Below are 24,597 nucleotides of genomic sequence, written 5' to 3'. Positions count from 1 at the left end.
TGACAGGATCGGTACGCCCCGATCACGGCCCCGTACCGGCTATGCACTTGAAGCCATGAAGCGGCTGACGTCCTCGGGAGCGATTTGCACCCGGATCTTTGCCCGAACGGCATTCAGCCCGTAAGTTGCGAGATCTTCGTTGAAGTCCCCCATCATGGGCGAGAGCGTGATAGCCTCGATTCCGGCCTCGTGCGCCCGGTCCACCAGGCTATCGCGGGCGCTATCACCTGCCGGATCGTTATCACGGACGATATAGAGCCTGCGCAGGTGCGGTGGGAACAGGATGGCCGCGAGGTGTCCGGCCGAGAGTGCGGAAACCATCGGCATGTTGCGCAGAGCCTGGCGCAGCGACAGGATGGTTTCGATGCCTTCCCCCGCTGCCATGACGTCCCTCACGCACCCGAAACGAACCGCATGTCCGAGCAGGTCGCCCATTGCCTTCCTCGGCGGATCGACAGGCGCCTTGCCGGAACCGTCCGGGGCCAGCCATGTGCGGTGTGCGCCGGTAATCCTGCCATCAAGGTCGGTGACGGCGGCGATCATGGCGGGCCAGACTTGCGTCGGCCCATCGTCCTCAGGCCGCCAGTAACAGTCGGGGTGAAAGCGCAGATTTGCGGTCCGGCGTAAATCCATAATGCCGCGTCCGCGTAAATACGCTTCTGCGGTACTGCCGATCAGCGGCTGCGTCATGCGCCAGAGGCGACGTGCGGCCTCGGATGATCCCGATGGTGCTGGCGTTCGGGACTGACGGGCTGGCGGCTGCGGTTCAGGATGCGGCAGGTTGAGGAAGCGCCGGGCTTCTTCGGCAACGTCTGCGAAGTCGAGCAGACCGAGCGAGTGCCGGATCACGTCCAGCAGATCGCCATACTCACCCGTCGCCGAGTCCTGCCATTTACCGGCAATGCCTTTCACGCTGTCATGCAGCCGGACGAACATGGAGCGACCAGCGGTGTTTCGGACATCACCAACCTGCCAGTAATTGCCCTGTTTGCGACCATTCGACAGATAGTGACGGCACACCGCCTCGGCCTGTCGGCCGAGACGCTGCGCCAGTTCGGAAGCGTTGAGACGCGCCATTATGCGGCCTCCCGCTCACCGATGCGCAGGGCCGGGAAGCGGTCAAGCAATTTGCCGATGATCTCCGGTCCCGTTGCAGCGATGGGCACGAAGAAGCGCAGATTCCACGAGATGATCTCGCTGAAGAGGCCATAGGCCCGCAGCCGGTCGCGCATCGCGTCAGTAAAGCCGGTCAGCTCGATCCGGTTGGCGCCCATGACACGGACGCGGCGCAGTTGCAGCCCCTCGGCGAGATCCAGGATCGTGCGGCCTTCGATCAGCGCGGCATAGGCGGCATCCGGTGTCAGGCTGCTGGTAACGCCACTGGTCGAGGCATTCGCCGCCCAGGCCGGCGACACACGGCGACCGATGATGCGTTCGCCCTCGTCGGTCTGGAGCCGATAGACGCGGGAGGAGTCCTGCGGCAGACGCTTCCAGATTGGCAGCAGCAACCCCGTCACCATATGCAGGATGCTGTCGGTGAACGCGGGCACCTCGGCCAGTTCCGCCTTCCAGGCCACGGTGAAGGCGGCACGGTCGGCCTCAAGCCAATGGGTCTCACCCATCGTCCGCACCGGAATGTTCATCGCCTCCATGGGCCGGATCAACCGCACGCGCCGTTCTATCTCGCCATCATCCAGCATGACGCTGGTGGTCGGGATCTGCACCGCGGCACGACCGGATCGCTCGTTGATGAGCAATCTTGCGCGGGGATCATCCAGTTCCGCCAAGGCGGCATCGAGCGTGACCGGCCGATTGCATTTGCGCTCGGTGAGCGTCAGGAGCCGGGTTTCCGCGCCGGTGCCCGGATGGGTGTGGATCACCTGCCGGTCTGTGACGATGAAGCTTTCGGCCTTCAGCGTTTCCAGCCCCATGTCATAGGTGCCGGATGCAATCGCCCCGTCGATACGCGCCTGCAGAAGCTGCTCGAAGGCCGAGAACAGGATGCCCTGCAACTCGATGGTCAGCGCCAGCAGGCGGTTGAGGAAGGTCGTGATCGGCGGCAGGTCGTCCTTCACACCGTTGCTGTCCATCAGCTTCAGGCCGGTGGCGGATTCAAACCGTTCGAGCGAACATCCCTCGACCTTGCCGCGCACGATCAGCAGATAGAGCTGGCGCAACGCATCGCGGGCATAGGCGGATTCCAGATTGTCCTCGGGACGGAACAGGCCCTGACCGCCGGTCTGGCGCTGGCCGCGGGTGATCGCGCCCAGCGTGTCGAGGCGGCGGGCGATGGTTGAGAGGAAGCGCTTCTCGGCTTTGACGTCCGTGGCGATTGGCCGGAACAGCGGTGGCTGCGCCTGATTGGTCCGGTTGGTGCGGCCCAGCCCCTGAATGGCGGCATCAGCCTTCCAGCCCGGCTCCAGCAGGTAATGCACGCGCAGTCGCTGGTTTTTCGCCGAGAGTTCGGCGTGATAGCTGCGTCCCGTGCCACCGGCATCCGAGAAGATCAGGATACGCTTCTGGTCATCCATGAAGGCCGAAGTCTCGGCAAGGTTGGCGGAAGGCGCTCGGTTCTCGACCGCAAGGCGGACCGATGCCCCGTTGCCCTTGCGCACGATCCGCCGCGACCGGCCTGTAACCTCCGCCACCATATCCGTGCCGAAGCGCTGCACGATCTGGTCGAGCGCACCCGGGACAGGTGGAAGCGAACCCAGCTGCTCCAGCATCTCGTCGCGCCGAGCTACGGCTTCGCGGCATTCCACCGGCTGACCGTCGCGGAAGACGGGGCGTGACGAGAGGTTTCCCTCGCCGTCGGTGAAGGGTTCATAGAGCTGCACCGGGAAGGAATGCTGCAAATACGAGCCGACATACTCCCTGGGCGTCACATCGACGGAAATATCATTCCACTCCTCGGTCGGGATCTCGGACAGCCGCCGTTCCATCAGGGCTTCGCCAGTCGAGACGATCTGGATGACGGCCGCGTGGCTCGCTTCCAGATCGGCCTCGATGGACCGGATCAGGGTCGGGGTTTTCATGGAGGTCAGCAGATGGCCGAAGAAGCGCTGCTTGGTGCTTTCAAAGGCCGAGCGGGCGGCGGACTTCGCCTGCCGGTTCAGCGTTCCCTCGCTGCCGGTGATGTTGGCGGCCTCCATGGCCGCGTCCAGGTTCCCATGAATCACCGCGAAGGCGGCAGCATATGAATCGTAGATATGCCGTTGTTCATCCGTGAGCTGATGCTCGATCAGTTCATATTCGACGCCATCATAGGACAGCGAGCGCGCGGTATAGAGGCCGAGAGACCGCAGGTCGCGTGCCAACACTTCCATGGCCGCAACTCCACCGGCCTCGATCGCCTCGACGAACTCGGCGCGGGTCTGGAACGGAAAATCCTCACCACCCCAGAGGCCAAGGCGCTGCGCATAGGCGAGATTGTGGACGGTAGTGGCGCCGGTCGCCGAGACGTAAACCACGCGGGCGTCGGGCAGCGCGTGCTGGAGCCGCAGGCCTGCACGTCCCTGCTGAGAAGCGGCGACATCACCGCGTTCGCCTTTTCCGCCACCGGCATTCTGCATGGAATGGCTCTCGTCGAAGATAATGGCTCCATCGAAATCGGACCCCAACCATTCGACGATCTGTTTGACGCGGGAAACCTTCTCGCCCCGATCGTCGGAACGTAGCGTGGCATAGGTGGTAAAAAGGATGCCTTCCGACAGCGTGATCTTTGCACCTTGAGGGAAGCGTGACAGAGGCGTGACAAGCAGTCGTTCCATGCCGAGCGCCGACCAGTCGCGCTGCGCGTCCTCGATCAGCTTGTCGGATTTGGAGATCCAGATCGCCTTGCGCCGACCGCGCAGCCAGTTGTCGAGAATGATGGCCGCGGACTGGCGGCCTTTGCCAGCGCCGGTTCCATCACCGAGCATGAAGCCCCGCCGAAAGCGGATCGATCCCGCAGCATCTTCGGGCGCGGCGCTCACATTGTCGAAATGCTCGTCCACGGTCCATGCGCCGGCGAGATGATCGGCATGAGCTTCACCGGCATAGATCACCGTTTCAAGCTGGGCGTCCGACAGACGCGCTAAGATGTCAGCGGGCAGCATGGGCCGGTAGGAGGGTTTCGGCGGTGCGACCGAGGCCATGGCGGCGGATTGCACCAGTTTGGTCGGATGCGGCTGCGCGCCAGCAATGCGCAGCGATTGCAGTGCATATTCCTCATAGATGGCATCGGACAGGCGAGCACCTTCCGGTGGCGTCCAGTCCACGGTCTCATAGACGAGTTCGACGCCCTCGGGATCGTTGGCCGGAGCAGCGGCAGGCCGCGATGCTGTCGCGCGGGCCAGATAGCCGCGCACGGTCTTCGGCGCGGCGGTTGAAGCGGGCACCGCGATCTTCGGCAATAATACCGGCGAACGCTGCGGGACATGCGCCTCGATCCATCCGATCAGCGTGGCAACATCGGGCGCGATACCCGGTGAGGCCGGGAAACTGGCCGGATCGACGGCGGGCAGTTTGTCGATCACGGTCAGCCGCGTGTCGATCGTGGTGCCGTGCTTTGCGTAGACCGCGCCATCGACGGCGGCGGTGAACACCACACGACCACGCGCCTGCAAGCGGATGAAGGCATCACGCCATGCCGGAGCCTCGGGGCCAAAGCCTGCGCCGGTGATCGTCACCAACCGGCCGCGGGGAGCAAGGCGGGCCAGTGCCGAGGCAACATGGCGGTAGGCCGCATCAGCGGCGCGCCCGCTGACATTGGCCATGACCGAAAATGGCGGGTTCATCAGCACCACGGACGGTACGGCATGCGGGGCCAGATGATCGTCGATCTGGGCGGCGTCGAACCGGTTGACGGCAAAGGCCGGAAAGAGCTCGGCAAGCAGTTCAGCGCGGGTATCGGCCAGCTCGTTGAGGATCAGCGAGCCGCCGATGGTCTGCGCCAGGATCGCCAGAAGGCCGGTGCCAGCGGACGGTTCCAGCACCCTGTCATCAGGTGTGATCGCGGCGGCTGTCAGAGCGGCAAGGCCGAGGGGGATCGGCGTCGAAAACTGCTGGAAGTTCTGGCTTTCCTCGGAACGCCGGGTCTGTGTGGGTAACAGCCCCACGATCTTTGCCAGCACGGAAAGCCGTGCAGCCGGAGAAGCGGCTTTACGGAAAAGCGCTTTTCCGTATTTGCGCAGGAAAAGGACGGTGGCGACTTCGCACGCCTCATAGGCCAGCTTCCAATCCCAGACGCCGGTAGCGTCGGACGCACCGAAGGCCGTTTCCATCGCCCCGCGCAAGGTGGCGGCATCGACGCGCTCACCGCGTTCGAGATGGGGGAGCAGAAGATTGGCCGCAGCCAGAATTGCGGGCGCAGCCGCCAGCGGCGTGACCGGATCGGTCACGGGGAAAACCATGTTCATGTCGGGAACCTCAGGAGAGCGGGAAGGACAAGCCCGGACAGCGCTCTCTCGACCGCCCGGACCTGACCCCTTCCGGCCAGCCTCTGTCTCTCAAACCGCAGCATGAAAAAAGCGCCTCGACCGGACGGCGGGGCGCTTGTCAGTGTCTTCTCAGGATCATCCGAAGCGGCGACCGGCTTCGGTGAAGGTGTATTCATTGGCGGCGATCGTTTCATCGACCACTTCGTCCGAGGACAGAAAATCATATTCGCGTTCAAGCTGGCGGTAGAGCCAGCGGGCCAAATCGCGCAGCGCCTCGATGATCGTCTCCTCGGCATCGGCGGTCATGTCCTGCCAGATCGGGCTGTTTCGCTCGACCGAGATCGACATGCAGTATTCGTGATAATAATGGCCGCGATGGCTGGCATCGGCACGAAGCTGATAGAAGTTGCGGCGCTGGACCGCCTGAAGGGCGTCGGCGATGCGGTGCAGTTCGGTGTCCTGCGGGGCGTATTCCCGGATCAGGCGCGGCGCATGCTTCCGGTAGGAATAGAAGGTCTCGAAGCACGCACCGTCGCCCTGCGAGCAGAAGCCCCGGAACCAGATGCAGGGGTCCTGCCGTGTACCGCCGCCCATCAACCGGACGGTGCGGGTGTTGAGGTTCAGCCCGAGGATTTCCGCGATGCGCTGGAAATCTTCATAGACGGCATCGTACCAGTCATAGTCGAAGCCGCCCTCACGATACCAGGCGCGGGCCTTGTCCTTCGCCGCATCGGACAATTCGCCCAGGCGATAAACTGTGGTTTGGATGATCTCAGGCATAGGGATCTCTCCCTTCCAGAACCGAGGAAAGCCAACCATCGGTGTAGATCCAGTCCACCGTTTCACCGGTGGCAAGATCGAGGACATGCGCGCCGCCACCAAATCCGTCGATGCGCGGTTTCGAGCAGCTGTTTGCGTACTGGAAACCCCATAATCCGCTGAGGCCAAATTCGGCTGCGCAGCGTTTGACAAACTGGACGACATGCTCGGGATCGCCGGTGATGTCATCGCGCATCCAGAGCTGCGTGCCGCCATGCTCTGGCTGGATGGAGAGCAGGAAGCCATCTGAGGGCGGATCCTCAGCGCCATTGTCATCCGCCAGAGCGTTGTAGAGATCGAGCGCGCGGGCGGCGTTTTCGGGGGTGCCCACGTCAAGCAGGCAGGAAAAGTGCGTGTAATAATCGGCCATGGCGGTCTCCAGACATGACATGGCCCGGCGTATGGCTGGGCCGAAGGGGAGGGAAATGGGTGAAGCTCAGGCAGCCTGCGGCAGGCGGAGCAGATCGGCCGAGGTTTCGCGCCAGAAGGGATCGACCAGACGGGCCTCCAGCGCAGCGGCGCGGTAACGCAGCTGTCTCGCATCACCGGAATCTGATGTCCGAAACGCCATGCCGCGCAGGCGGCTTGCCTCTGTCACGATCCTGCGTGCCGCGGCATCGGAAGCGACCGGCTGTTGCCAGAGGATAATGCCGGCGCGGATTTCGCCAGCGAGGACCAGGCGCTGACCGCGGTCCTGAATGAGCATGATGCGCGGCTGAAAATATGGGAAGCTGTCCGGCCCCGTGCAAATATCATCGCGCGACAGGCGCAAGGCTGCGGACTGGATGGCTTCTTCCGGTGACGGGCATTCCCCAAGCGGGATCACGCGGTCAAAGCTGTTCGCCACGTCACTGGCGTCATAACTGGCCACGCCCAGGCAGGAGATGCACAGCGGCAGCTTCTGCGACCGATAAAGCGCGGGCAGAACATCGGCAGCCAGAATCTGGCCGATGGAGCGGAAGGTTTCGGAACGGGCAAAGGCCATCGGGATTACTCCATGACGGGCGCCGGAAAGCCTCTCTCTCCGACCCTCAACCCGTCACGGCCGAACGGCCCGCACTCTTCCTCTCTGACCGGGGTTTGTCCCCGGTTCCGCTGCCAACGATGGGGGACCATCGTAAGGCAATGAAGGCCCGAAACGCGGTTTTCCGCGCTCGGGCCGTCGGGGATGAGGCGCTTTCGCGCCTTACTCCCACGGGTCCAGCTCCAGCTTCACCATGTCGTCGTCGCCGTCGAACTCGGCGGCGGGGCAAGCGGCGTGGGTGCCGTCTCCGGCCTGGAACACGACGATCGAGACCATCAGCGTGGCGGCGAGGCTGGCGGCGAAGGCGGTGGCATCTGCATAGGACATGGGTTCCGGCTCCTGTCTTTGGAGGCGGGGGACCATCCCCCGCGCGACAGGCGCCCGAAGTGTCTGACCGGATCTGCAATCACCCGAGGGCGTTCGGACTTTTTCCGAATCCCCGAGGGCGGCACGCGCGCGTAAGCCGACCCCTTTGGGGTTGAATGTCAAAGAGACGGATCGGACCAAGGTTTGCGAATGGAAGCGGGGGTGGTGCTTCGCATCTGACAGGATGCCGGATACCCGTCGCAGATGCTCTGCTACGCCAGCCTTGCCACCATGCTGGCATCAGGATCGTGTTCCCTTCAGGCCGGAGATGTTTGCCGCTTGCCCATGTGCAGGGATGACCTGGGTTATGGTGAAGCTGGAGCTGGAACTGTGGGAGGTGAACACCTCTCATCCTCACGGCCCGGCACCCTGCGATCGGGTCTTCAGCCCCAAAGCCCATCGGCAATTTCGCGGACGATCATCGCGCGTGCTTTCATCATCAGATCGTCGCCCGATGTGTCGATATGACCATAGAAGCGCGCTCGGCCGCCATGGGTAGTCCATTCGGCGTAGCGGCAATGCTCGCGGGCATCGAGACGGAACACCCGCATATCTTCGGCCCAATGCGGTTTCGGTTCCACGACGACGGTGATGCCATCGCGGCTTTCCTCCCAGGGCAACGTGCGCTCAGCCGGAGGATTCTCACGGTCCTGGGCGAAGATTTCGTCAACGTCGATCATGGCAGGCATGGCGGCTCTCCAAAGAAAAGCCCGATCACGAGGACCGGGCGAGTTGCGGAAACGGAGGGTGATAAACGGGGCGACCGAAGCCGCCCCGCATGAGTGCTATTCAGCAGCGACCATATGCTGATCTTCCTCGTCGTCAGCCGGATCGTCCTCGCCATCGCCGGTGAGGAAATCGGGCAGATCGTCGGCTTCCGCCGCAGCGCCCGATGCCGGATCGACTTCGATACCATCGTCCACCATGCGCAGCGGCTCGGGCAGCCAGCCGGTCTCGGCCAGCAGGCGTTCGGCCTCCTTGGCCATGTCGCCCTTCTTGAGGTGTCCGATCAGATCGGCAGCCCGATCTCCGGCCCCTTCGCGCACGGCTTCCAAGATACGCGGTTTGGTCACGCGGCCGAGATAATTGCCAACCGTCGGCCGCCAGCCCACGGCCACCATGTCGAGGCCAGTTGAACGGGCCAGCCGGTCAGCCTGCGACAGGCGGACGTCCAGCCCATGCTGGCTGACGCCCGAGCCGCTGTAAGGGTTGGGTTTTTCATAGAGCGCGTTGACACCGAAGCTGACGCAATGGGCGAGCAGATCCATGCGCGAACCATCGTCCAGATCGGCCAGCCAATCCCAGAGGGCAGCATCGTCTGCCGGGACATGATCGCCCCAGCGTTCGTGCCGGTCTGCAATGGCCTTGGCCGACGCGCTATCGCGCAGATCTTCAGCCTGTGCGGGCAGATGGACCTCCCGGACCTGTGCTTCCAGGCAACCGCGACTAGAATGCGGCATGAAGCAATCCATGACCAGGCGGTGGAGCAGTGCCGTCATGGCGACATGCGGGTTCACTGCGACTGCATCCCGCAGCGCCAGCGTGCGATGCGCAGTCAGTTCGCTGACAAGGCGATCGGGCAGCGGCTTGATGGTGTCGGCCTCGTCTTCCTCCTCTGTTTCGACCGCCTGGCCGCCCAACGTGATAACCGCATGCATGCGGCTCACCTCCGGTTCGGCGCGCTGGATCACCTCGCCGGTTTCCGGGTCAATGATCTCAGCCTCCGGTTCCGCAGGTGTTTCATCCTCGGCGCGAACATAGCCCCGTTCGATCAGCAATTCGCCATCGGCGTCGATGCTGACGAAGACACCCGCCATGCCGATCTGATCCGGCTCGAAGGTCATCGGACGGCGATCGAAGGTTTCCAGCGCCTGTTCGATCTCACCGAGGCGGGCGTCGATCTCGTCAGGCAGTTCGTCAGCCTCGCCATATTCGGCTTCAAGCCGGTCATATTCGTCGCGCAATGCTTCGCGGGTGGCGCGTTCCTCTTCGGTCAGATCGACCGTGGTGCCGACAATCTGGCGAAGGCCATGATCGTGACCGTAGGGAAAGGTGATGGCGACCTCGATCCACTTCCAGCCCTCGGCAGCGATGGCTTCGACCTCGGCTTTCAGCTTTTCGCCCACGAGCCGGTCGAGCAGCACCGGATCTTGCAACCAGCCACCATCGTCCTGCTGAAAGAGATCGCGCAGCACGCAACCGCCAGCCTCTTCATAGGCTGCAATGCCGACAAAAACCGCCCGCTTGTCGGCGGCGCGGACCGTGGTTTCGGTCAGCAGGCGCCGGATGTGGTAGGGTTCTTTCTGCCAGCCATCCTTGATTGCCTCCCAGACCTGCTCCTGACGGGCATGGTCAGAGCTGACGCTGAAGGCCATCAGCTGCTCCAGCGTCATGCCGTCCTCGGCATAGACGTCGAGCAGGGCCGGCGAAACGGAAACCAGACGCAGGCGCTGTTTCACCACTTTGGCATCCACGAAGAAGGCGGCGGCGATGGCTTCCTCGGTCATGCCCTTTTCGCGCATGGCCTGGAAGGCGCGGAACTGGTCGAGGGGATGCAGCGGTGCGCGCTCGATGTTCTCGGCGAGCGAAACCTCGTCGATCAGCACATCGGCGCTGGCCTCCGACACGACGCAGGGGACCGGCGCGATCTTGGCGAGGCGCTTCTGCTTGACCAGCAGTTCCAGCGCCCGGAAGCGGCGACCGCCGGCGGGCACCTCGAACATGCCGGTTTCCTTGCCGTCAGCATCCACGACCGGGCGGACATGCAGAGACTGGATCAGGCCGCGCCGGGCGATGGACTCGGCCAGTTCCTCGACCGAGATCCCGGCCTTGACGCGCCGGACATTGGACTGGCTGAGCACCAACTTGTTGAATGGAATGTCGCGCGAGGACGACAGGGTGATCTTCTGAACGGAAGTGGCCATGTCAGTTACTCCATGACGGACGCCGGTGAGCCTCTCTCTCCGGCTATCAGCCCGTCACGAAGCGAAGCGCCGCCCTCTTCCTCTGAAGAGAGCGACGCCAGCCGCAGAACCTGAAACCCGGAAATCAGGCACTCCGGTTTTCTGTATCGGCGGATGTACGGGAAAAGCTCGCGCCGACGCGGTAGAGCAAACGCTCGGCGGCGCGGATGCTGCCGGTCTCACGGGCGGCCTCGGCCCAGACCGAGATTGGGAAATCCCCGGTGAACAGCAGATCGCGCTCGATGCCCATGCCGAAGGGCAGCCGAACTGACTGCATCTCGCTCAGGCTCCACGAACCCAGTTCGGGATGGCCGAGATCCGCCAGACCGAACATGATGCCGTCATCCTCATCCAGTTCGGTAGCGAGCCAGACGCCTTCACCGAGGGGATTGAAGAACTTCACGACCGGGATGTGATCCTGATCGCGCTGGCGACCATTCGCCAGCAGGCGGTCTCGCTGTGCGCCGGTCAGGAGGATCATGCCGCAGCCCTCCGGTCGGTTTCGCTCGCATCCGGCTCCCCGGTGCCCTCGGCAGGCAGATGCGACAGCAGCCAGTCCGCCGCCTTGCTGGCCTGCGAGGCCGCGCGGACAATGGCGCGGGAATCCTCGCGCATGACCTCCAGCCACGACCCGATATAATCGGCATGGCGGACGGTCGGCACGATCCCGAGCGCGGCGCAACTGAAAGCTGCGGCCTGTTCGGCAATCATCTCCTCGAAAGCGTATTTCTTCGAGCCGAACGAACCGGTCAGATCGCGGTTGAGACGGCTGTGATGGCCGCTGGCGTGATCCAGCTCGTGCAGGGCCGTCCGGTGCCAGTTGATCGGCTCGAAATAGGCTTGCGGAGGCGGCACCTGCACATAGTCGAGGGACGGCATATAGAAGGCGCGATTACCACCGATACGGAAGTCAATGCCGGTGGCCCGGATCAGCGCCTCGACCAGAGGTTCGATCAGGCCCGGCGGCGGTGGCGGCGCAACTGCCGTGATGTCATCGGGCAGGCCGTCGCATTGTGCGGCATTGAAGACCGTGAACCGCTTCAGGAACGGTATGGCATGCGCATCCTCACCCGTCTCGTGGGCACGGCGTTTCTCGTCCTCGGGAGTGAAACGGTCGGCATAGACAACGGTGGTGCCACGCTCGCCCTTTCTGACATTGCCGCCAAGCGAAAGGGCCTGACGGAAAGTCAGCCACGCCTGACCGGGGAAGCCGTGCTGGATGACAGCGCCCCAGAGGATGAGAATATTGATGTCGGAATAGGTCCTGCCGGTTGAAGCATTTCTCGGCAGGCCGAGCGGGGCGGTATCCGGCGACGCGCCCCATGGCTGGACCCAAGGGAGCCGACCTTGCTCCAGCTCGGCGATGATCTTGTTGGTGATGTCGTCGTAAAGATTGCTGCGCGCGCCGCCTTCGGCGGCGCTGCGATCGTGTCTGGCCATCGGGATGATCTCCGCGACGGGCGCCGGAAGCCTCTCTTCCAGCCCTCAACCCGTCACGGAAAACCCATCCGCACTCTCACTCTGAAGGGGGTGTTGCGGGGTCTCCCCGCTGATGGGGGTGCGTCGGCAACGCCAGTGCCGGCCAGGGGGAAGGCTTTCCCCCAAATGCCTCTGTATACTGGACAAAAAGAGCTTTGCTGTTTTCTTATGCAGGCTGACCCGACTCGCGCCAGTCGGAAGACGAATATTGCATGCTGCAATGGTTATCCAAGTATTTCCGAGGAATTTTCGTGGCCCGTTATAACCCAGATGCTGATCTTTCTCCCCTTTACGAGACGATGGATCGTCTTCGCACTGATTGCCTGATCGGCGATGGTTCCCTGCTTTCACCTGGACGCTCACTCTGGACCGGTGAACACTTTGCGGAGTTGCAGCGTACCTACGTGCAGAACCTCGATGAGGGCGAAGGCAAGTTCTTCGAAAAGCTGAAAGTCCAGCTGTCTGACGCAACCGCTGAAGCGCACTGCCTGATGGCCGAGCTGATCTGGCTACTTTATGCCTTCCAGCGCCGCGATGTCTCTCCCCCGACCAAGGATCGGAAAGTCCGCGAGGTTTGGTCCTGGTCAGGCCAGGATTTGCCGCAAGACGTGGCGGCCCTGACCGAACAGGTTCTTTACGGTGTCGGTCGGGCTGGCCAAGGATATAACAACAATAAATGGCGCGAGCTCGTTCTGTTGATTACCGCCATGCAGGATCTCAAATCCCGGCCTGTTGATGAACGTCGACGCCTGCTCGGAGACGGCGGCGCATTTGCCAGTTGGTTCGAGATACAGGTGAACGGCGAGAATCGACAATTGCGTCATATCCTGCCCTTCCTGCTTTTTCCTGACAGCTTCGAGCGCATCAGCGCCGGCCAGCATAAACGGGATATTCTGGCTGGCTTCGGGGCCACAACCCCAGCCGATGTCGGTGCTATGAGCATAGCCAAGCTCGATGACGCACTTCTGACTTTGCGCAAGAGCCTTGAAGCCAAGCATGGTTCACACGTCGATTTCTACGAGGGTGACTTCAGGCCTGTCTGGCAGAAGCCGAAAGAAAAGAAGGCGCACTCGACAGATAAACTGGATGAAGAAGCCGTCGTCCCAGCTCCATCCGGTTTTGAACTGAATACGATCTTCTATGGCCCTCCGGGTACGGGCAAGACGTTCAGCACCGCACAACGCGCCGTCGAGATATGTCTAGGCCAGGTGGCGTCCGATCTGGGTGCAGTGCGCGCGTCCTATGAGCAACTGTTCAAGGACGGGCGCATCGGCTTCGTCACCTTCCACCAAAGCTATACCTACGAAGATTTCGTCGAGGGACTGCGACCCAAGCCGATGGCATCGGGCGCAGGCTTCACGCTCGAACCGGAAGCAGGTGTGCTGAAAGTGATGGCAGAGCGGGCTTCGAAGCAGGCCGGCAACCATGTCCTCATCATTGACGAGATCAATCGCGCCAACATCTCGAAGGTTCTGGGCGAACTCATCACGCTTCTGGAGGCAGACAAGAGACGGGGAGCGCCTGCGGCGATCACCGTCACACTTCCTTATTCCAAGACCGCATTCTCTCTTCCGGCCAATCTGTACATCCTTGGCACGATGAACACGGCCGACAGATCCATCTCGCTGCTGGATACAGCACTGCGGCGGCGTTTCGTGTTTGAGGAACTGCCACCCGATTCCGCAGAACTCGCAGGCATCGAGCTCGACGATAGTGCGCTCGATCTTGCAGCCATTCTGGACAACCTCAATCTGCGCCTTGTCTATTTTCTTGGAGAGGATGCCCAGATCGGCCACGCCTGGTTTATGGGCGTCAAGACGAAAGCCGACCTCGATCGGGTCATGGCGTTCAAGGTCATCCCGCTGCTGCGTGAGTATTTCCATGACGACATTGAACGGGTTCGCATTGTTCTGGGTGGCGGCGACGGCTTCCTGAATCGATCCCCTATTCCGGTTCCCAAGGGGGCTGAGGGATTTGCTGAGGATCGGTATCGCTATTCCGATGTTTTTCGGGAAGAAGGCGGATATCCTGAAGCAGCTTACATGGCTCTTCTGGGACGGGAATAATGCCCAAGCAGAAAAGCCATTACTCTCTGCCGGAATGGTCCTCTCTGCCCATTGGCCCCGACGGAATCAGCGAAGGACAAGCCGAGCAACTGCATCTTGCCGCTATCACGGCTGCCCGCAGGCTTGGCGTGGCGGAGAACGGCGTACTGGCGCGCGGCTTTCGGAAGCTGGAAACCAAGCAGGTTTGCGGCATTATTTCCGTTCCGGGGATCAGTTTGGAAATCCTGCCCAAGCTCACCGACGAGGACGGTGCCTTGCGAGCAACCCTTGTGCGGATGATTGCGGTCGCCTTCGACATACCGCTTTCAGAAGGGCAGATCGCGCAAATGGGCGCACAGGAGAGCGACCTTCTCGAAGTCTTTATCAAACTGTTTGTCACACGCCTTGCAGAACAAGCGAAATCCGGTCTGACGCGCGACTATGTGCCAGAGGAGGATATTTTGCCTAAGCTGCGGGGAGCGCTCGATGTGCGGCAGCAGATCGTTCGCCGTTCGGTTGATCCTTCCCGCCTGCATTGCCGGTTTGACGAGTTTTCCGAAAACACGCCGCTCAACCGGCTGTTCAAGGCCAGCCTGTTGCGCATCATCCCCTTTGTGCGCTCCGAGCCTCTGCGTCGCCGGATCGCTAATCTGACAGCCCGCTTCGCCGACATCCCCACCAGCCCCGCCCCCCTGAGGGAGCGGATCGTCTGGAACCGGATGAATGAGCGGTTTCGTCAGGCCCAAATGCTTGCGCGCATGCTGATGGAAGCAGAGTGGCAAAACACGAGTTCCGGACACGGCACGGGCATTTCGTTGCTCTTTCCGATGAACATGCTGTTTGAACGGTATGTTGCCCGCTGGCTGCAACGGGTTCTTCCGCCCGGATCAGTGTCGATTCAGCGTCGACAGCACACCCTGTTGCAACATGGCGCCTACCCTCTAATCCCCGACATCGTCATTGACACGCCTGAAGGTCCACTGGTCATTGATACGAAATGGAAGGATCTCGGCAAACAGCCCGGCTCTACGCCAAATGTGAGCCAAGCCGATCTTTACCAACTCGCGTCCTATGGGGCGGTCTACAACGCCAGCCGCGTCATACTTCTATATCCAGGACGGAAGCACACGCCACCAACGACATGGCACTATACCGCCACAGACCGCAGAGTGGAAATCTGGCAAGTCGATTTGGCTCAAGTCCAACAAAGAAAGGATTGGGAGATCATCACTTATGCCATGATCCATTATAAGGAAAACGGCGTTCCTCCTCGGGCAGATATTCTTCTGACGAGAGTAGTTTAGTGATGATCCTGCAGGCGGCCCGCGCAATATTTGAGAGAAATAGAAAGGAAATGAAAAATCGTGGCTTCATAAGCAGTTAGGGCCATGCAAAAATACTCGTTGCGCCGATCCGAATCGGACATCTCGCGATGTATAATTACAGAACTAACGACTAGACGATGGCATTATATTTGGGGGCGTGAAAATTGAAGCTACACAATGTGAAGATTGAAAACTTCCGATTGCTGCAGGACGTCGAGATTGGGTTCGAAGATAGAACCACGCTGATCGTGGGACGAAACAATAGCGGCAAAACATCGATTGCAGAGCTTTTCCGCCGACTCCTCTCAGAAAAGACTCTCACCTTCCGTCTCGAAGATTTTTCTCTCGGCTGTCACGAGAAGTTCTGGAACGCATTTGAGGCGTTCAGCGCCGGAGCGGAGGTTTCAGACGTACTGGATACACTTCCCGTCATTCGTATAACAATTGATGTTTCGTACGACGTTGACATGCCGGACCTTGGAGCTTTGGGCGACTGCATCATCGACCTAAATCCAGATTGTACATATGGGCGTCTTGTCCTGACTTTTGGCCCTCGACCCGACGCAACTACATTTCTCTTCGCCGATCTCCCTGCACCAGAAGAAGATGCAGAGAATGCCAGAAGTGCGCTTTTCCGTGCTCTGGGAGCGCGGGTTTCTGCCACCTACATATCGATTTTAGAAGCGATTGATCCCAACGATCCCACGAATAGGAAGCCGCTCGAAACGAAAGTGCTCACTGCTATAATACAAGGCGGCTTCATCAATGCGCAACGTGGATTGGGTGACGACACGAAACGCGAACGAGATGTTCTCGGAAAAGTCGTAGAAATACTTTTTCAGTCGGCACTAAGCGATCCGACCGACCCTGAAAAACGGACTACCGCCGAACAGTTGAAAAGCGCTGTCGAAGACATTCAAAGCGATCTGCACAGCGACTTCAATGTCAAGCTTACATCGCTGCTGCCCACCTTCGAACTGTTCGGCTACCCCGGACTGGCTGATCCAGGACTCATCACTGAGACGAGCTTTGACGTTGAGAGGTTGCTAAGCGATCACACCAAGGTCCGTTATGTCGGGAAGAACGGGATAACACTTCCAGAAACCTACAATGGTCTCGGCGTGCGTAATCTCGTCTTCATGCTGCTGCAACTCTTGCGCTTCTTTCGTGAGTATCAGGCAACACCGACGGCGGCTGGAGTGCATCTAATATTCATCGAAGAGCCGGAAGCGCACCTTCATCCCCAGATGCAGGAGGTATTCATTCGGCAACTTGATCAGATCACGAATGCTTTCGTCACTCAATTGAACGATAATCACCCTTGGCCCGTCCAGTTTGTCGTTACGACGCATTCGCCGCACATGGCTAACGAGGCCCGCTTTGAATCCATGCGCTATTTCCTGTCGAAAGCGGACGAAAATGGCGTCCGGCGGACCATCATCAAAGACCTTCGCCGGGGCATGGGAACTGCGCCCGAGCCTGATCGGGAGTTTCTACATCAGTATCTGACTCTCACCCGTTGCGATCTGTTCTTTGCCGATAAGGCCGTCCTGATCGAGGGAACGTCGGAACGCCTCCTCCTTCCGACAATGATTCGAAAAACGGACAATGCGGCACCTGGAGCACCGCAGCTCGGCAGTCAATACCTCACCGTCATGGAAGTAGGCGGAGCCTATGCTCACCGCTTCTTCGATTTGCTGACGTTCCTCGAACTCCGCACATTGATTATTACGGACATAGATGCGGTTCGTCCCAATGCAAACAACAAGCGCGAGGCCGTACCTGTCGCCCAAGGGCAATTCACGAGTAACGGTTGTCTAAAGGCATTGTATGGTGCCGATATATCTCCGGCTGCCTTGCTCATCAAAACACCAGACGAGAAGATTACAAATGGCAGGCGCATCGCGTACCAGATTCCAGAGCAGGATGGTGGAGCGTGCGGGCGGAGCTTCGAAGATGCGTTCATAATCGCGAACCCTGGCCTTTTCGCGCTTGGAGAGGAAGATGTTGCAACGGCGGCGTATGAACTCGCTGCGGAACAAAAAAAGTCCGCCTTTGCTCTGCAATACGCGATCACAAACACCGAGTGGATTGTTCCCCGTTACATCTCTGAAGGTTTGAGATGGTTGGCACAGGGTAATCCGGCCCCTGTGCCTCCCCCAGTGGCCGTAGCGGTCGAAATCCTCGCCGAAGCTGCCGGGGTCGAGATCGCCCCTATCCAGGGAGGCGAACATGGCTGAGGGACAAGAAAGCCCCGCAGATGCCGCTGGTCGCATTGCTCTGGAACGCATGTTCGCTTGCCTGGATGAAGGACGCAGCTTTCGTCTAGAGGCGGGCGCCGGAGCTGGGAAAACCTATTCTCTTGAGAGAGCACTTCGCAGATTGATTGAAAAGCAAGGCTCCGCGTTGCTGCGGCAGCGCCAACAGATCGGCTGCATCACCTACACCAACGTCGCCAAGGACGAGATCATTGCCAGAACGAACGCGCACCCTGCGGTGAGACCCGAAACCGTGCACGGTTTTTGCTGGTCAGTCCTTCAGGATTTTCAGCCTACGCTGCGTGAACTGGTTCCCGGGTTGCCGACATGGGAGGAGCGGCTTGCGGAAACCGGCGGCGTCGGTCATCGTCGTATTCATTATGAACTTGGCTACCCCGGCGTGACAGACGATCAGGTGTCACTTCGCCATGAAGATGTATTGTCGCTGATGATTCAGGCGATGAGTCGCCCCAAATTTCGTCGGGTTCTGACTTCACGATATCCCATTCTGCTTATCGACGAATATCAGGACACGGATGCCGGTTTCGTTGATGCGTTGAAAGAGTGGTTTCTTGATCGAGGTGAAGGCCCCTTGATCGGTCTTTTCGGAGACCACTGGCAGAAGATTTACGGCGAGGGATGTGGGCTGGTGGAACACCAGGCACTGGAGGTTATAGACAAGCAAGCGAACTTCCGGTCCGTTGATCCGATTGTGCAGGTCCTCAACCGTATGCGTCCAGACTTGCCGCAGATGGTTAGCGATCCCGCTGCACAGGGTGAGACCCGTGTATTTCATACAAACAACTGGCCGGGGCAGCGACGAACCGGACAGGGAGGCGGCCACTGGAAAGATGATACCAGTCCCGAGGCAGCTCGTGCTTACTTTCAGCATATGAAGGATCGGCTGGCAGCCGAGGGCTGGGATCTATCGGTAGAGAAAACAAAAATACTGATGCTCAGCCACAGTATACTTGCTCGGGAGCAAGGATACGATAACATTCGGAGCATCTATGGCCAGTTCAACGATCCTTGGTTGAAGAAGGATGATCCTCACATCAAGTTTCTTGCGGACCAGCTTGAACCCGCCTGCGCTGCGTTCGAGGCCAACCGGTATGGGGAAATGTTCGAGGCGTTCGGGTCGGGCATGCCGCGCATCCGTCGTCATGAAGACAAGATCGCCTGGACCAATGGCATGAACGTCCTCATTGCGTTGCGGCAGACTGGAACGATTGGCGAGATAATCGACTTCATCGCCGCCCAGCCGCACATGCGGCTGCCTGCCGCTGTGGAACAACGCGAAGCGAAGCTCGCTGAGGTCGGAGATGAACCCGTAGAAGGGGAACCCCGCCGGATTACACAGCTTAGAAAGCTACGGACGGTTCACTATACGGAATTGATAGCGTTGGATCGTTTCATCGACGGGCACACGCCATTTGCTACGAAGCACGGCGTGAAGGGCGCGGAGTTCGAGAATGTTATGGTGATCGTGGGACGTGGCTGGAACAAATACAACTTTGTACAGACCCTAGAATGGATGGATGCAGCGCCTCCTGCTGACAAACAGGATTTCTTCGAGAACAATCGGAATTTGTTCTATGTTGCATGTTCACGCCCCAAGGTGCGCCTAGCTTTGCTGTTCACGCAACTCGTTAGTCCCGCAGCGATGGCAAAGCTCACAGAGCTGTTTGGTGAGAACAATCTCGTAGCCCTGCCTCCTGATCCGGTCGTAACATGAGAGCAATTCTGAGCCCACTTCAAGAAGCACATGGAGACTATCGTCACAACCAGAGCCCGTTGTCTCACATGATCAAACGTACGAGTGGCCCGCGATTTCAAGCAAGACGCATTTCCTCGACAGCATGGATCGCGGGGCAATCTACATCATGCCGTCGCTCGATATCGAGTCGGCGCCCTGCCGATAGCCCAGAAGGCAACTTGAATGACTGAGAAATGATGGGGTTCGATCTGAGACAAAAAATTACCGAAAGCGGCTACGCCCTAATCTCCCAGCATCGCCCTAATGCTGACATCGTCGAAGTCGCTAACGAACTCGGTGATCCACTCACGCCTTGGGAAGGCGGTCTTGTCCAAACTTTAATTCCTCGCGAAGAATCGGCTCCGAATACATATAGCGGGAACTTTGGTCTGGGCCGTTTTCCGTTTCATACCGATCTTGCCCATTGGCGGACACCACCGCGCTACTTACTCCTACGATGCCTGATTGGATATGATGACGTTCCCACATTGCTGATCGATGGCCGCGAGCTCGTCAACTCCGTTTCTCGACACACTCTCGCACGCGCAGTCTTCAAGCCACGCCGGCCCCGCCATGGAGCCCTTGTGCTTCTTCGCCTGCTCGAACGTACGTCAGATGGCACCGACCTCCTACGATGGGATGAAATATTTCTTCGGCCAGCGAGCAAAGTTGGCGACACCGCCGACGCCCAGATTCGTGATTGGCTTGCGAAACGTGACCCTTTGTCGATTGCCCTCATTCGTCCGGGGGATACCCTGATAATCGACAACTGGCGCATGCTGCATGCCCGTTCGCCGATACCGCCAGGACGAGAGGATCGTTCTATTGAGAGGGTATATTTGGGAGGGCTAAAATGAAGACGACAATCAAGCCGGGCGCAACGCCGGCAACCTTCGACCCGGAGGCACTCTACGCGAAGGCTGTGCGCTACATCCAGAACATGGATGAATATGACAGCGATAAATGGGAATACGCCCTCTGGTCGAGCCTCGCTCTAGAATTTCTTGCCCGCGCCGCTCTGGCAAATGTAAGCCCCGCGCTGCTTGCAGAAGCCGATAAAAATGGGTCGAATCTCTATTTTTCGCTTGGCTTCACTCCGTTCGAAGAGAGGTTCTCGCCGAGATCCATCGCAATCAGCGAGGTGTTCAAACGCCTTTCAGGGATACTGCCGGAGTTCACCAAGGAGCATGAGAGCTTCGGTGTCGTGCATACCGGCAAGCGCAATGCCGAGCTTCATACTGGCGAACTCGCATTCGAGGGAATTAGGGGATCGACCTGGCAACCAAGATTCTATCAGACTTGCCAAATCCTTCTGACGTCAATGGGCATCCCACTCGATGAGCTTCTTGGCGAAGACGAAGCGGAGGTTGCTAGGAAGCTGATCGATGCAGCTGCAGATGAGAGTGCGAAAGCCGTGAGGGGGGACGTTGAGGCGCACAAGAAGGTCTGGAACGCCAAGCCAGAACACGAGCGCGCGACGCTGCAAACGCAGGCGTCAGTGTGGGCCACCCGTCAAAGCGGTCATAGAGTCGACTGTCCGTCATGTGCGTCGACCGCACTTGTGCTGGGAGAGCCGGTTTCGGCCCCAACGCAGAAGCTCGACGACGACGAAATCATCGAGACACAGGAGTATCTCCCGACGCATTTTGAATGCGTAGCCTGCGGCCTCAAGATTGCTGGCCTCTCCAAACTCGCCGCAGTGGGGCTCAGCGATCGATACAAGAAGACTCAGACCTACGATGCAGCAGAATACTATGCTCCCGCTGACGATTGGTCCGACTACGAAGACGACAATAACGAGCGTTAATAGTCGGCTCAAGGTAACTTGGCCCGATACACCATTGATGCGCTGCGGAGAGCGGTGGAGAGAGTCCTAAAGAAAACTAGCTGCCACGGAGCGGCCGAAGGAGAAGACTATGGGCGCGCGAGATGAGTTCTCACCCAGAACCAAACAAACACTTGCAGAACGAGCTGCGCACTTCTGTTCGAATCCTGACTGCCTGAAGTTGACTGCGGGGCCACATTCGGATCAGGAGAAGAGCCTGAGAACCGGTCATGCCGCTCACATAAGGGCCGCCGCAAGCAACGGGCCGCGCTACGATAAGAACCAAACTCCTGAACAGCGCAAGCACATCTCAAACGGCTTGTGGCTTTGTAGGGAATGCGGTGACATCGTTGATAAGGATGCTTCGCCTCACAAGCCCGAACTTCTCCGTCAGTGGAAACTTGACCATGAGGCGCTGATCGCGGAGGTTCGCACGAAAGGCTATGCGCAAAGCCTCGTGCTTCTGCAGACACGGCAACAGGCGCCCCAGCTTGCGAAGGACATAGTCTCAGAATTTGAGGACCATCGCGCACTCTGGGAGTCGTTTGACGCAGAGTTTCCCGACCGGGTTCGCCAATCGCTGGACCGTCTGCGGTTCAGGTTACTTGATTTACGAAGGGGGCTACCCCGAGGTGGCGAACTGGATCAGGTACTCCAATCATTGACGAAAACGATCCTGACGTTCTTCGTTCAAGTCGAGGAAATCGACTTAGTGACGCTACGTTGCGACAGCCGAAACCCCAGTTGGTTGCGGTTTAGAGATGCGCTAGCGACGCTGCGGAAGTCGGTCGGGCTGCAGCTTTTCCATCTTTGCGATGCTTACAAGACGAGTCCCACCGATGAACTAGCACAAATAATGCCCCGAACCGACTAACAGAGCGATAGTGGAGTACATCGCCACCAACCGACCCATCCCTTTTCTACGCCAAGGCATCCCATTCGCCGCACAGCGTTTCCCGAGACCTTCCCTACGCTGAAATTCCGCGGTTCCATTGCCCCTGCCCCTTTCCGGGCATGGGATATTGGAGACGATGGCGGTCAAGCGGAACAGGATCAATATCGAGGTTACGCCCTCGACCGAACCGGAAACGGACCGGAATGATCCTGCGCGCAAAGACGCTGCCGTGATGCCGCTTGCTCGCCTGATTGGTCGCCAGATCGCCCGCGAGCAGTTTGAGCGTAAACTGACAGCGGAGCGCAAAGCTCAACGCCACCTGCGAAGCTGACTGCAAATCTCCTTGCATTTATACGTGTAATACGTATTATATAAGCAGACCTATTCTCGTGGAGTCTGCGATGCCAACCACAACTTCCCTCGAATTCCAGCGCAAGTTCGGACAGTATCTGAACGAGTCTCACCGTGAGCCGGTGGAGATCACGCGACATGGACGGCGCGAGTTTGTACTGATGTCGGCCGCCCAATATGACGAGCTACTGTCAGCCGCGCAGCGCAGCGGCAAGGCCGCTGAAGCCGCCACCGAACCCGAACGTCATTAAGATCCCTCCCCCGACACGGAGCCTGAAAGGACTGCCGATATGACCCGCGTGGCGCTTTATGCCCGATATTCTTCCGACAATCAGCGCGAAGCGTCGATCGAGGACCAGCTCCGTATCTGCCGCGAACAGGCGAAGCGCGAGAAGTGGAAGATCGTCGGAACCTACAAGGATGCTGGCATCTCCGGCGCGAGTATGATCCTGCGCCCCGGCATTCAGGCACTCCTGCAGGACGCCCAGGCAGGCCAGTTCGACATCGTACTGGCAGAGGCTCTGGATCGCATCAGTCGTGACCAGGCTGATGTGGCCACCTTTTACAAGCATCTCAAATTCGCAGGCGTTCCGATTGTCACGCTGTCCGAGGGCGAGATCAGCGAGCTCCATGTCGGCCTCAAGGGCACGATGAACGCGCTGTTCCTGAAAGACCTTGCCGCCAAAACCCATCGGGGCATTCGTGGCCGCGTTGAGGACGGCAAATCGGGTGGCGGTTTGTGCTTTGGCTACAATGTCGTCAAACAGCTCGATGCGCGCGGTGATCCCATTCGCGGCGACCGGGAAATCAACGAAGCGGAGGCGAATGTTGTCCGGCGCATCTTCCGCGAGTTCGCCGCCGGCGTCGGCCCCCGCACCATCGCCCGCACATTGAACGAGGAAGGTGTCCCGGGTCCGGCTGGTAAGCTCTGGAGCGACACCACGATCCGTGGCCATGTGAAGCGCGGTACGGGGCTGGTCAACAATGAACTCTATATCGGCCGCCTCATCTGGAACCGCCTTCGTTACATCAAGGATCCATCGACCGGAAAGCGCGTCTCGCGCCTGAATCCGGAATCGGACTGGATCATCAAGGATGTCCCGGAACTGCGTATTGTCGATGACGAACTCTGGCATTCAGTTCGTGTCCGACAGGGCGAGATCGCCGAAAAGTTTGCCAACGTCACCGAAGCCGTACGCAAACACCACAAAAAGAATCGCCTGAACGGCACACGTCGGCCGAAGTCACTCCTGTCCGGCCTGGTGTTCTGCGGCTGCTGCGGAGGCCCCTACTCGCTTCGCGGCGCTGATCGGTTCGCCTGCTCGAACCACATTAGCAAGGGCGCCTGTTCGAACAGCCGCACGATCCCGCGTGAGTGTCTGGAAGCCCGCGTGCTCTCCGGCCTGAAGGACCGCATGATGGCGCCTGAGATCGTCGAGGAGGCGATGCGCGCCTATGCCGAGGAAACCAATCGGCTGAACCGGGAACGCCGCTCCAGCGGCGATGCCTGGAAAGCAGAATTGGTGAAGATCGAGAAGCAGATCCGCGGCATCATCGAGGCAATCAAGGCCGGCATGTTCCACGAGAGCATGAAGGCAGAGATGGACACGCTGGAAGCGCGCAAGACCGAACTGAACACTTTGCTGGCCGACGCGCCAGAGGACACGCCGGACATTCTGCCGAGCGCCTCGGCGATCTATGCGAAGAAGGTCTCCGCCCTGACCAAGGCGCTCAATCGCAAGGAAGAGCGCCAGGAAGCGGCGGAGACATTGCGCGGCCTGATCGAGAAGATTTCGCTCACACCGGGGCCGGAACGCGGCGAGATTTACGCAACGCTGCACGGCGAACTGGGCACGATCCTCAATTGGACGGAGCGTCAAGCCATTGGAAAGGCTACAAAAACAAACACTCCCGGAGGTGATCTCACGGGAGTGTCGTTATCAGTGGTTGCGGGGGCAGGATTTGAACCTGCGGCCTTCAGGTTATGAGCCTGACGAGCTACCGGGCTGCTCCACCCCGCGTTATTAAGTGCAGACCTCAATGGCCCGGGAGCGCAGTCAGGCGTAGCCTG

At 59.7% G+C, this 24,597-nt stretch carries 20 protein-coding genes and 1 tRNA gene; 10 read left to right on the top strand and 11 right to left on the bottom strand.

Annotation, left to right across the window (positions count from 1 at the left end; genetic code table 11):
- Positions 1 to 39: 39 nt before the first annotated feature.
- From ABWW11_RS14315 to ABWW11_RS14270, 10 genes are all read right to left on the bottom strand, one after another.
- On the bottom strand, positions 40 to 1,077 hold the full coding sequence (locus tag ABWW11_RS14315) for a DUF7146 domain-containing protein (protein WP_075657506.1): 1,038 nt from the start codon (positions 1,075 to 1,077) through the stop codon (positions 40 to 42).
- A complete protein-coding gene (locus tag ABWW11_RS14310; protein ID WP_319080657.1) occupies positions 1,077 to 5,399 on the bottom strand; it encodes a strawberry notch-like NTP hydrolase domain-containing protein in 4,323 nt (1,440 codons plus the stop codon). Before ABWW11_RS14310 ends, ABWW11_RS14315 begins: the two co-directional genes overlap by 1 nt.
- A 156-nt stretch (positions 5,400 to 5,555) precedes the next feature.
- Positions 5,556 to 6,200, bottom strand: a complete 645-nt coding sequence (locus ABWW11_RS14305) for a DUF8835 domain-containing pootine (protein ID WP_319080658.1) — start codon at positions 6,198 to 6,200, stop codon at positions 5,556 to 5,558.
- A complete protein-coding gene (locus ABWW11_RS14300) occupies positions 6,193 to 6,609 on the bottom strand; it encodes a hypothetical protein (protein ID WP_319080659.1) in 417 nt (138 codons plus the stop codon). Before ABWW11_RS14300 ends, ABWW11_RS14305 begins: the two co-directional genes overlap by 8 nt.
- A gap of 66 nt (positions 6,610 to 6,675) precedes the next feature.
- Positions 6,676 to 7,224: a hypothetical protein gene (locus tag ABWW11_RS14295; protein ID WP_319080660.1), complete on the bottom strand. Its 549-nt coding sequence runs from the start codon at positions 7,222 to 7,224 to the stop codon at positions 6,676 to 6,678.
- Positions 7,225 to 7,425: 201 nt separating this feature from the next.
- Positions 7,426 to 7,590 carry a hypothetical protein gene (locus ABWW11_RS14290; RefSeq protein WP_009450567.1) on the bottom strand — a complete coding sequence of 55 codons (165 nt, stop codon included), beginning with the start codon at positions 7,588 to 7,590 and terminating at the stop codon, positions 7,426 to 7,428.
- Between the two features lie 422 nt (positions 7,591 to 8,012).
- Positions 8,013 to 8,318: a hypothetical protein gene (locus ABWW11_RS14285; RefSeq protein WP_075657501.1), complete on the bottom strand. Its 306-nt coding sequence runs from the start codon at positions 8,316 to 8,318 to the stop codon at positions 8,013 to 8,015.
- Between the two features lie 96 nt (positions 8,319 to 8,414).
- Positions 8,415 to 10,553: a ParB/RepB/Spo0J family partition protein gene (locus tag ABWW11_RS14280; RefSeq protein ID WP_319080661.1), complete on the bottom strand. Its 2,139-nt coding sequence runs from the start codon at positions 10,551 to 10,553 to the stop codon at positions 8,415 to 8,417.
- A gap of 124 nt (positions 10,554 to 10,677) precedes the next feature.
- The gene (locus ABWW11_RS14275) at positions 10,678 to 11,073 is read right to left on the bottom strand and encodes a DUF2958 domain-containing protein (RefSeq protein WP_319080662.1); all 396 of its coding nucleotides are present in this window, start codon (positions 11,071 to 11,073) and stop codon (positions 10,678 to 10,680) included.
- The gene (locus tag ABWW11_RS14270) at positions 11,070 to 12,032 is read right to left on the bottom strand and encodes an ArdC family protein (RefSeq protein WP_319080663.1); all 963 of its coding nucleotides are present in this window, start codon (positions 12,030 to 12,032) and stop codon (positions 11,070 to 11,072) included. Before ABWW11_RS14270 ends, ABWW11_RS14275 begins: the two co-directional genes overlap by 4 nt.
- 290 nt (positions 12,033 to 12,322) lie before the next feature.
- On the opposite strand from ABWW11_RS14270, the gene ABWW11_RS14265 reads away from it, so the two are divergent.
- The 10 genes from ABWW11_RS14265 to ABWW11_RS14220 all read left to right on the top strand — a co-directional run bounded on the left by ABWW11_RS14265 (position 12,323) and on the right by ABWW11_RS14220 (position 24,514).
- Complete coding sequence (locus ABWW11_RS14265) at positions 12,323 to 14,137, top strand: McrB family protein (RefSeq protein ID WP_319080664.1); 1,815 nt, start codon at positions 12,323 to 12,325, stop codon at positions 14,135 to 14,137.
- A complete protein-coding gene (locus ABWW11_RS14260) occupies positions 14,137 to 15,420 on the top strand; it encodes an McrC family protein (protein ID WP_319080665.1) in 1,284 nt (427 codons plus the stop codon). The genes ABWW11_RS14265 and ABWW11_RS14260 overlap by 1 nt, the downstream gene beginning before the upstream one ends.
- A gap of 185 nt (positions 15,421 to 15,605) precedes the next feature.
- On the top strand, positions 15,606 to 17,681 hold the full coding sequence (locus ABWW11_RS14255) for an ATP-dependent nuclease (RefSeq protein ID WP_122066915.1): 2,076 nt from the start codon (positions 15,606 to 15,608) through the stop codon (positions 17,679 to 17,681).
- The gene (locus tag ABWW11_RS14250) at positions 17,674 to 19,434 is read left to right on the top strand and encodes a UvrD-helicase domain-containing protein (RefSeq protein ID WP_319080666.1); all 1,761 of its coding nucleotides are present in this window, start codon (positions 17,674 to 17,676) and stop codon (positions 19,432 to 19,434) included. The genes ABWW11_RS14255 and ABWW11_RS14250 overlap by 8 nt, the downstream gene beginning before the upstream one ends.
- A gap of 215 nt (positions 19,435 to 19,649) precedes the next feature.
- Positions 19,650 to 20,312, top strand: coding sequence for a TauD/TfdA family dioxygenase (locus ABWW11_RS14245; RefSeq protein ID WP_319080667.1), 663 nt, complete (start codon positions 19,650 to 19,652; stop codon positions 20,310 to 20,312).
- The gene (locus ABWW11_RS14240; protein WP_013368614.1) at positions 20,309 to 21,262 is read left to right on the top strand and encodes a hypothetical protein; all 954 of its coding nucleotides are present in this window, start codon (positions 20,309 to 20,311) and stop codon (positions 21,260 to 21,262) included. Before ABWW11_RS14245 ends, ABWW11_RS14240 begins: the two co-directional genes overlap by 4 nt.
- Before the next feature lie 109 nt (positions 21,263 to 21,371).
- A complete protein-coding gene (locus ABWW11_RS14235; RefSeq protein ID WP_013368613.1) occupies positions 21,372 to 22,154 on the top strand; it encodes a DUF6650 family protein in 783 nt (260 codons plus the stop codon).
- A gap of 157 nt (positions 22,155 to 22,311) precedes the next feature.
- Entirely contained in the window at positions 22,312 to 22,506 is a 195-nt protein-coding gene (locus tag ABWW11_RS14230) for a hypothetical protein (RefSeq protein WP_044008229.1), read from the top strand.
- A 70-nt stretch (positions 22,507 to 22,576) separates the two neighbouring features.
- Positions 22,577 to 22,777, top strand: a complete 201-nt coding sequence (locus ABWW11_RS14225) for a type II toxin-antitoxin system prevent-host-death family antitoxin (protein ID WP_014538221.1) — start codon at positions 22,577 to 22,579, stop codon at positions 22,775 to 22,777.
- 39 nt (positions 22,778 to 22,816) lie between these two features.
- Positions 22,817 to 24,514 (top strand): recombinase family protein, encoded by a 1,698-nt coding sequence (locus ABWW11_RS14220; RefSeq protein WP_353410860.1) that lies wholly within the window; start codon positions 22,817 to 22,819, stop codon positions 24,512 to 24,514.
- On the opposite strand, the gene ABWW11_RS14215 is transcribed toward ABWW11_RS14220, so the two are convergent.
- Positions 24,471 to 24,547: transfer RNA gene (locus tag ABWW11_RS14215), tRNA-Met, on the bottom strand. The genes ABWW11_RS14220 and ABWW11_RS14215 overlap by 44 nt on opposite strands.
- Positions 24,548 to 24,597: the final 50 nt, after the last annotated feature.

Origin of the sequence: Brucella sp. NBRC 113783, from assembly GCF_040372265.1 — a bacterium.
Classification (GTDB): domain Bacteria; phylum Pseudomonadota; class Alphaproteobacteria; order Rhizobiales; family Rhizobiaceae; genus Brucella; species Brucella teleogrylli.
This window is presented reverse-complemented; position numbering and strand designations above follow the sequence as displayed.

Bases quoted from the DNA above. Each gene is read 5' to 3' on its own strand.
- ABWW11_RS14315 (WP_075657506.1), bottom strand. From the start codon at position 1,077: ATGGCGCGTCTCAACGCTTCCGAACTGGCGCAGCGTCTCGGCCGACAG.
- ABWW11_RS14310 (WP_319080657.1), bottom strand. From the start codon at position 5,399: ATGAACATGGTTTTCCCCGTGACCGATCCGGTCACGCCGCTGGCGGCT.
- ABWW11_RS14305 (WP_319080658.1), bottom strand. From the start codon at position 6,200: ATGCCTGAGATCATCCAAACCACAGTTTATCGCCTGGGCGAATTGTCC.
- ABWW11_RS14300 (WP_319080659.1), bottom strand. From the start codon at position 6,609: ATGGCCGATTATTACACGCACTTTTCCTGCCTGCTTGACGTGGGCACC.
- ABWW11_RS14295 (WP_319080660.1), bottom strand. From the start codon at position 7,224: ATGGCCTTTGCCCGTTCCGAAACCTTCCGCTCCATCGGCCAGATTCTG.
- ABWW11_RS14290 (WP_009450567.1), bottom strand. From the start codon at position 7,590: ATGTCCTATGCAGATGCCACCGCCTTCGCCGCCAGCCTCGCCGCCACG.
- ABWW11_RS14285 (WP_075657501.1), bottom strand. From the start codon at position 8,318: ATGCCTGCCATGATCGACGTTGACGAAATCTTCGCCCAGGACCGTGAG.
- ABWW11_RS14280 (WP_319080661.1), bottom strand. From the start codon at position 10,553: ATGGCCACTTCCGTTCAGAAGATCACCCTGTCGTCCTCGCGCGACATT.
- ABWW11_RS14275 (WP_319080662.1), bottom strand. From the start codon at position 11,073: ATGATCCTCCTGACCGGCGCACAGCGAGACCGCCTGCTGGCGAATGGT.
- ABWW11_RS14270 (WP_319080663.1), bottom strand. From the start codon at position 12,032: ATGGCCAGACACGATCGCAGCGCCGCCGAAGGCGGCGCGCGCAGCAAT.
- ABWW11_RS14260 (WP_319080665.1), top strand. From the start codon at position 14,137: ATGCCCAAGCAGAAAAGCCATTACTCTCTGCCGGAATGGTCCTCTCTG.
- ABWW11_RS14250 (WP_319080666.1), top strand. From the start codon at position 17,674: ATGGCTGAGGGACAAGAAAGCCCCGCAGATGCCGCTGGTCGCATTGCT.
- ABWW11_RS14245 (WP_319080667.1), top strand. From the start codon at position 19,650: ATGATGGGGTTCGATCTGAGACAAAAAATTACCGAAAGCGGCTACGCC.
- ABWW11_RS14240 (WP_013368614.1), top strand. From the start codon at position 20,309: ATGAAGACGACAATCAAGCCGGGCGCAACGCCGGCAACCTTCGACCCG.
- ABWW11_RS14235 (WP_013368613.1), top strand. From the start codon at position 21,372: ATGGGCGCGCGAGATGAGTTCTCACCCAGAACCAAACAAACACTTGCA.
- ABWW11_RS14230 (WP_044008229.1), top strand. From the start codon at position 22,312: ATGGCGGTCAAGCGGAACAGGATCAATATCGAGGTTACGCCCTCGACC.
- ABWW11_RS14225 (WP_014538221.1), top strand. From the start codon at position 22,577: ATGCCAACCACAACTTCCCTCGAATTCCAGCGCAAGTTCGGACAGTAT.
- ABWW11_RS14220 (WP_353410860.1), top strand. From the start codon at position 22,817: ATGACCCGCGTGGCGCTTTATGCCCGATATTCTTCCGACAATCAGCGC.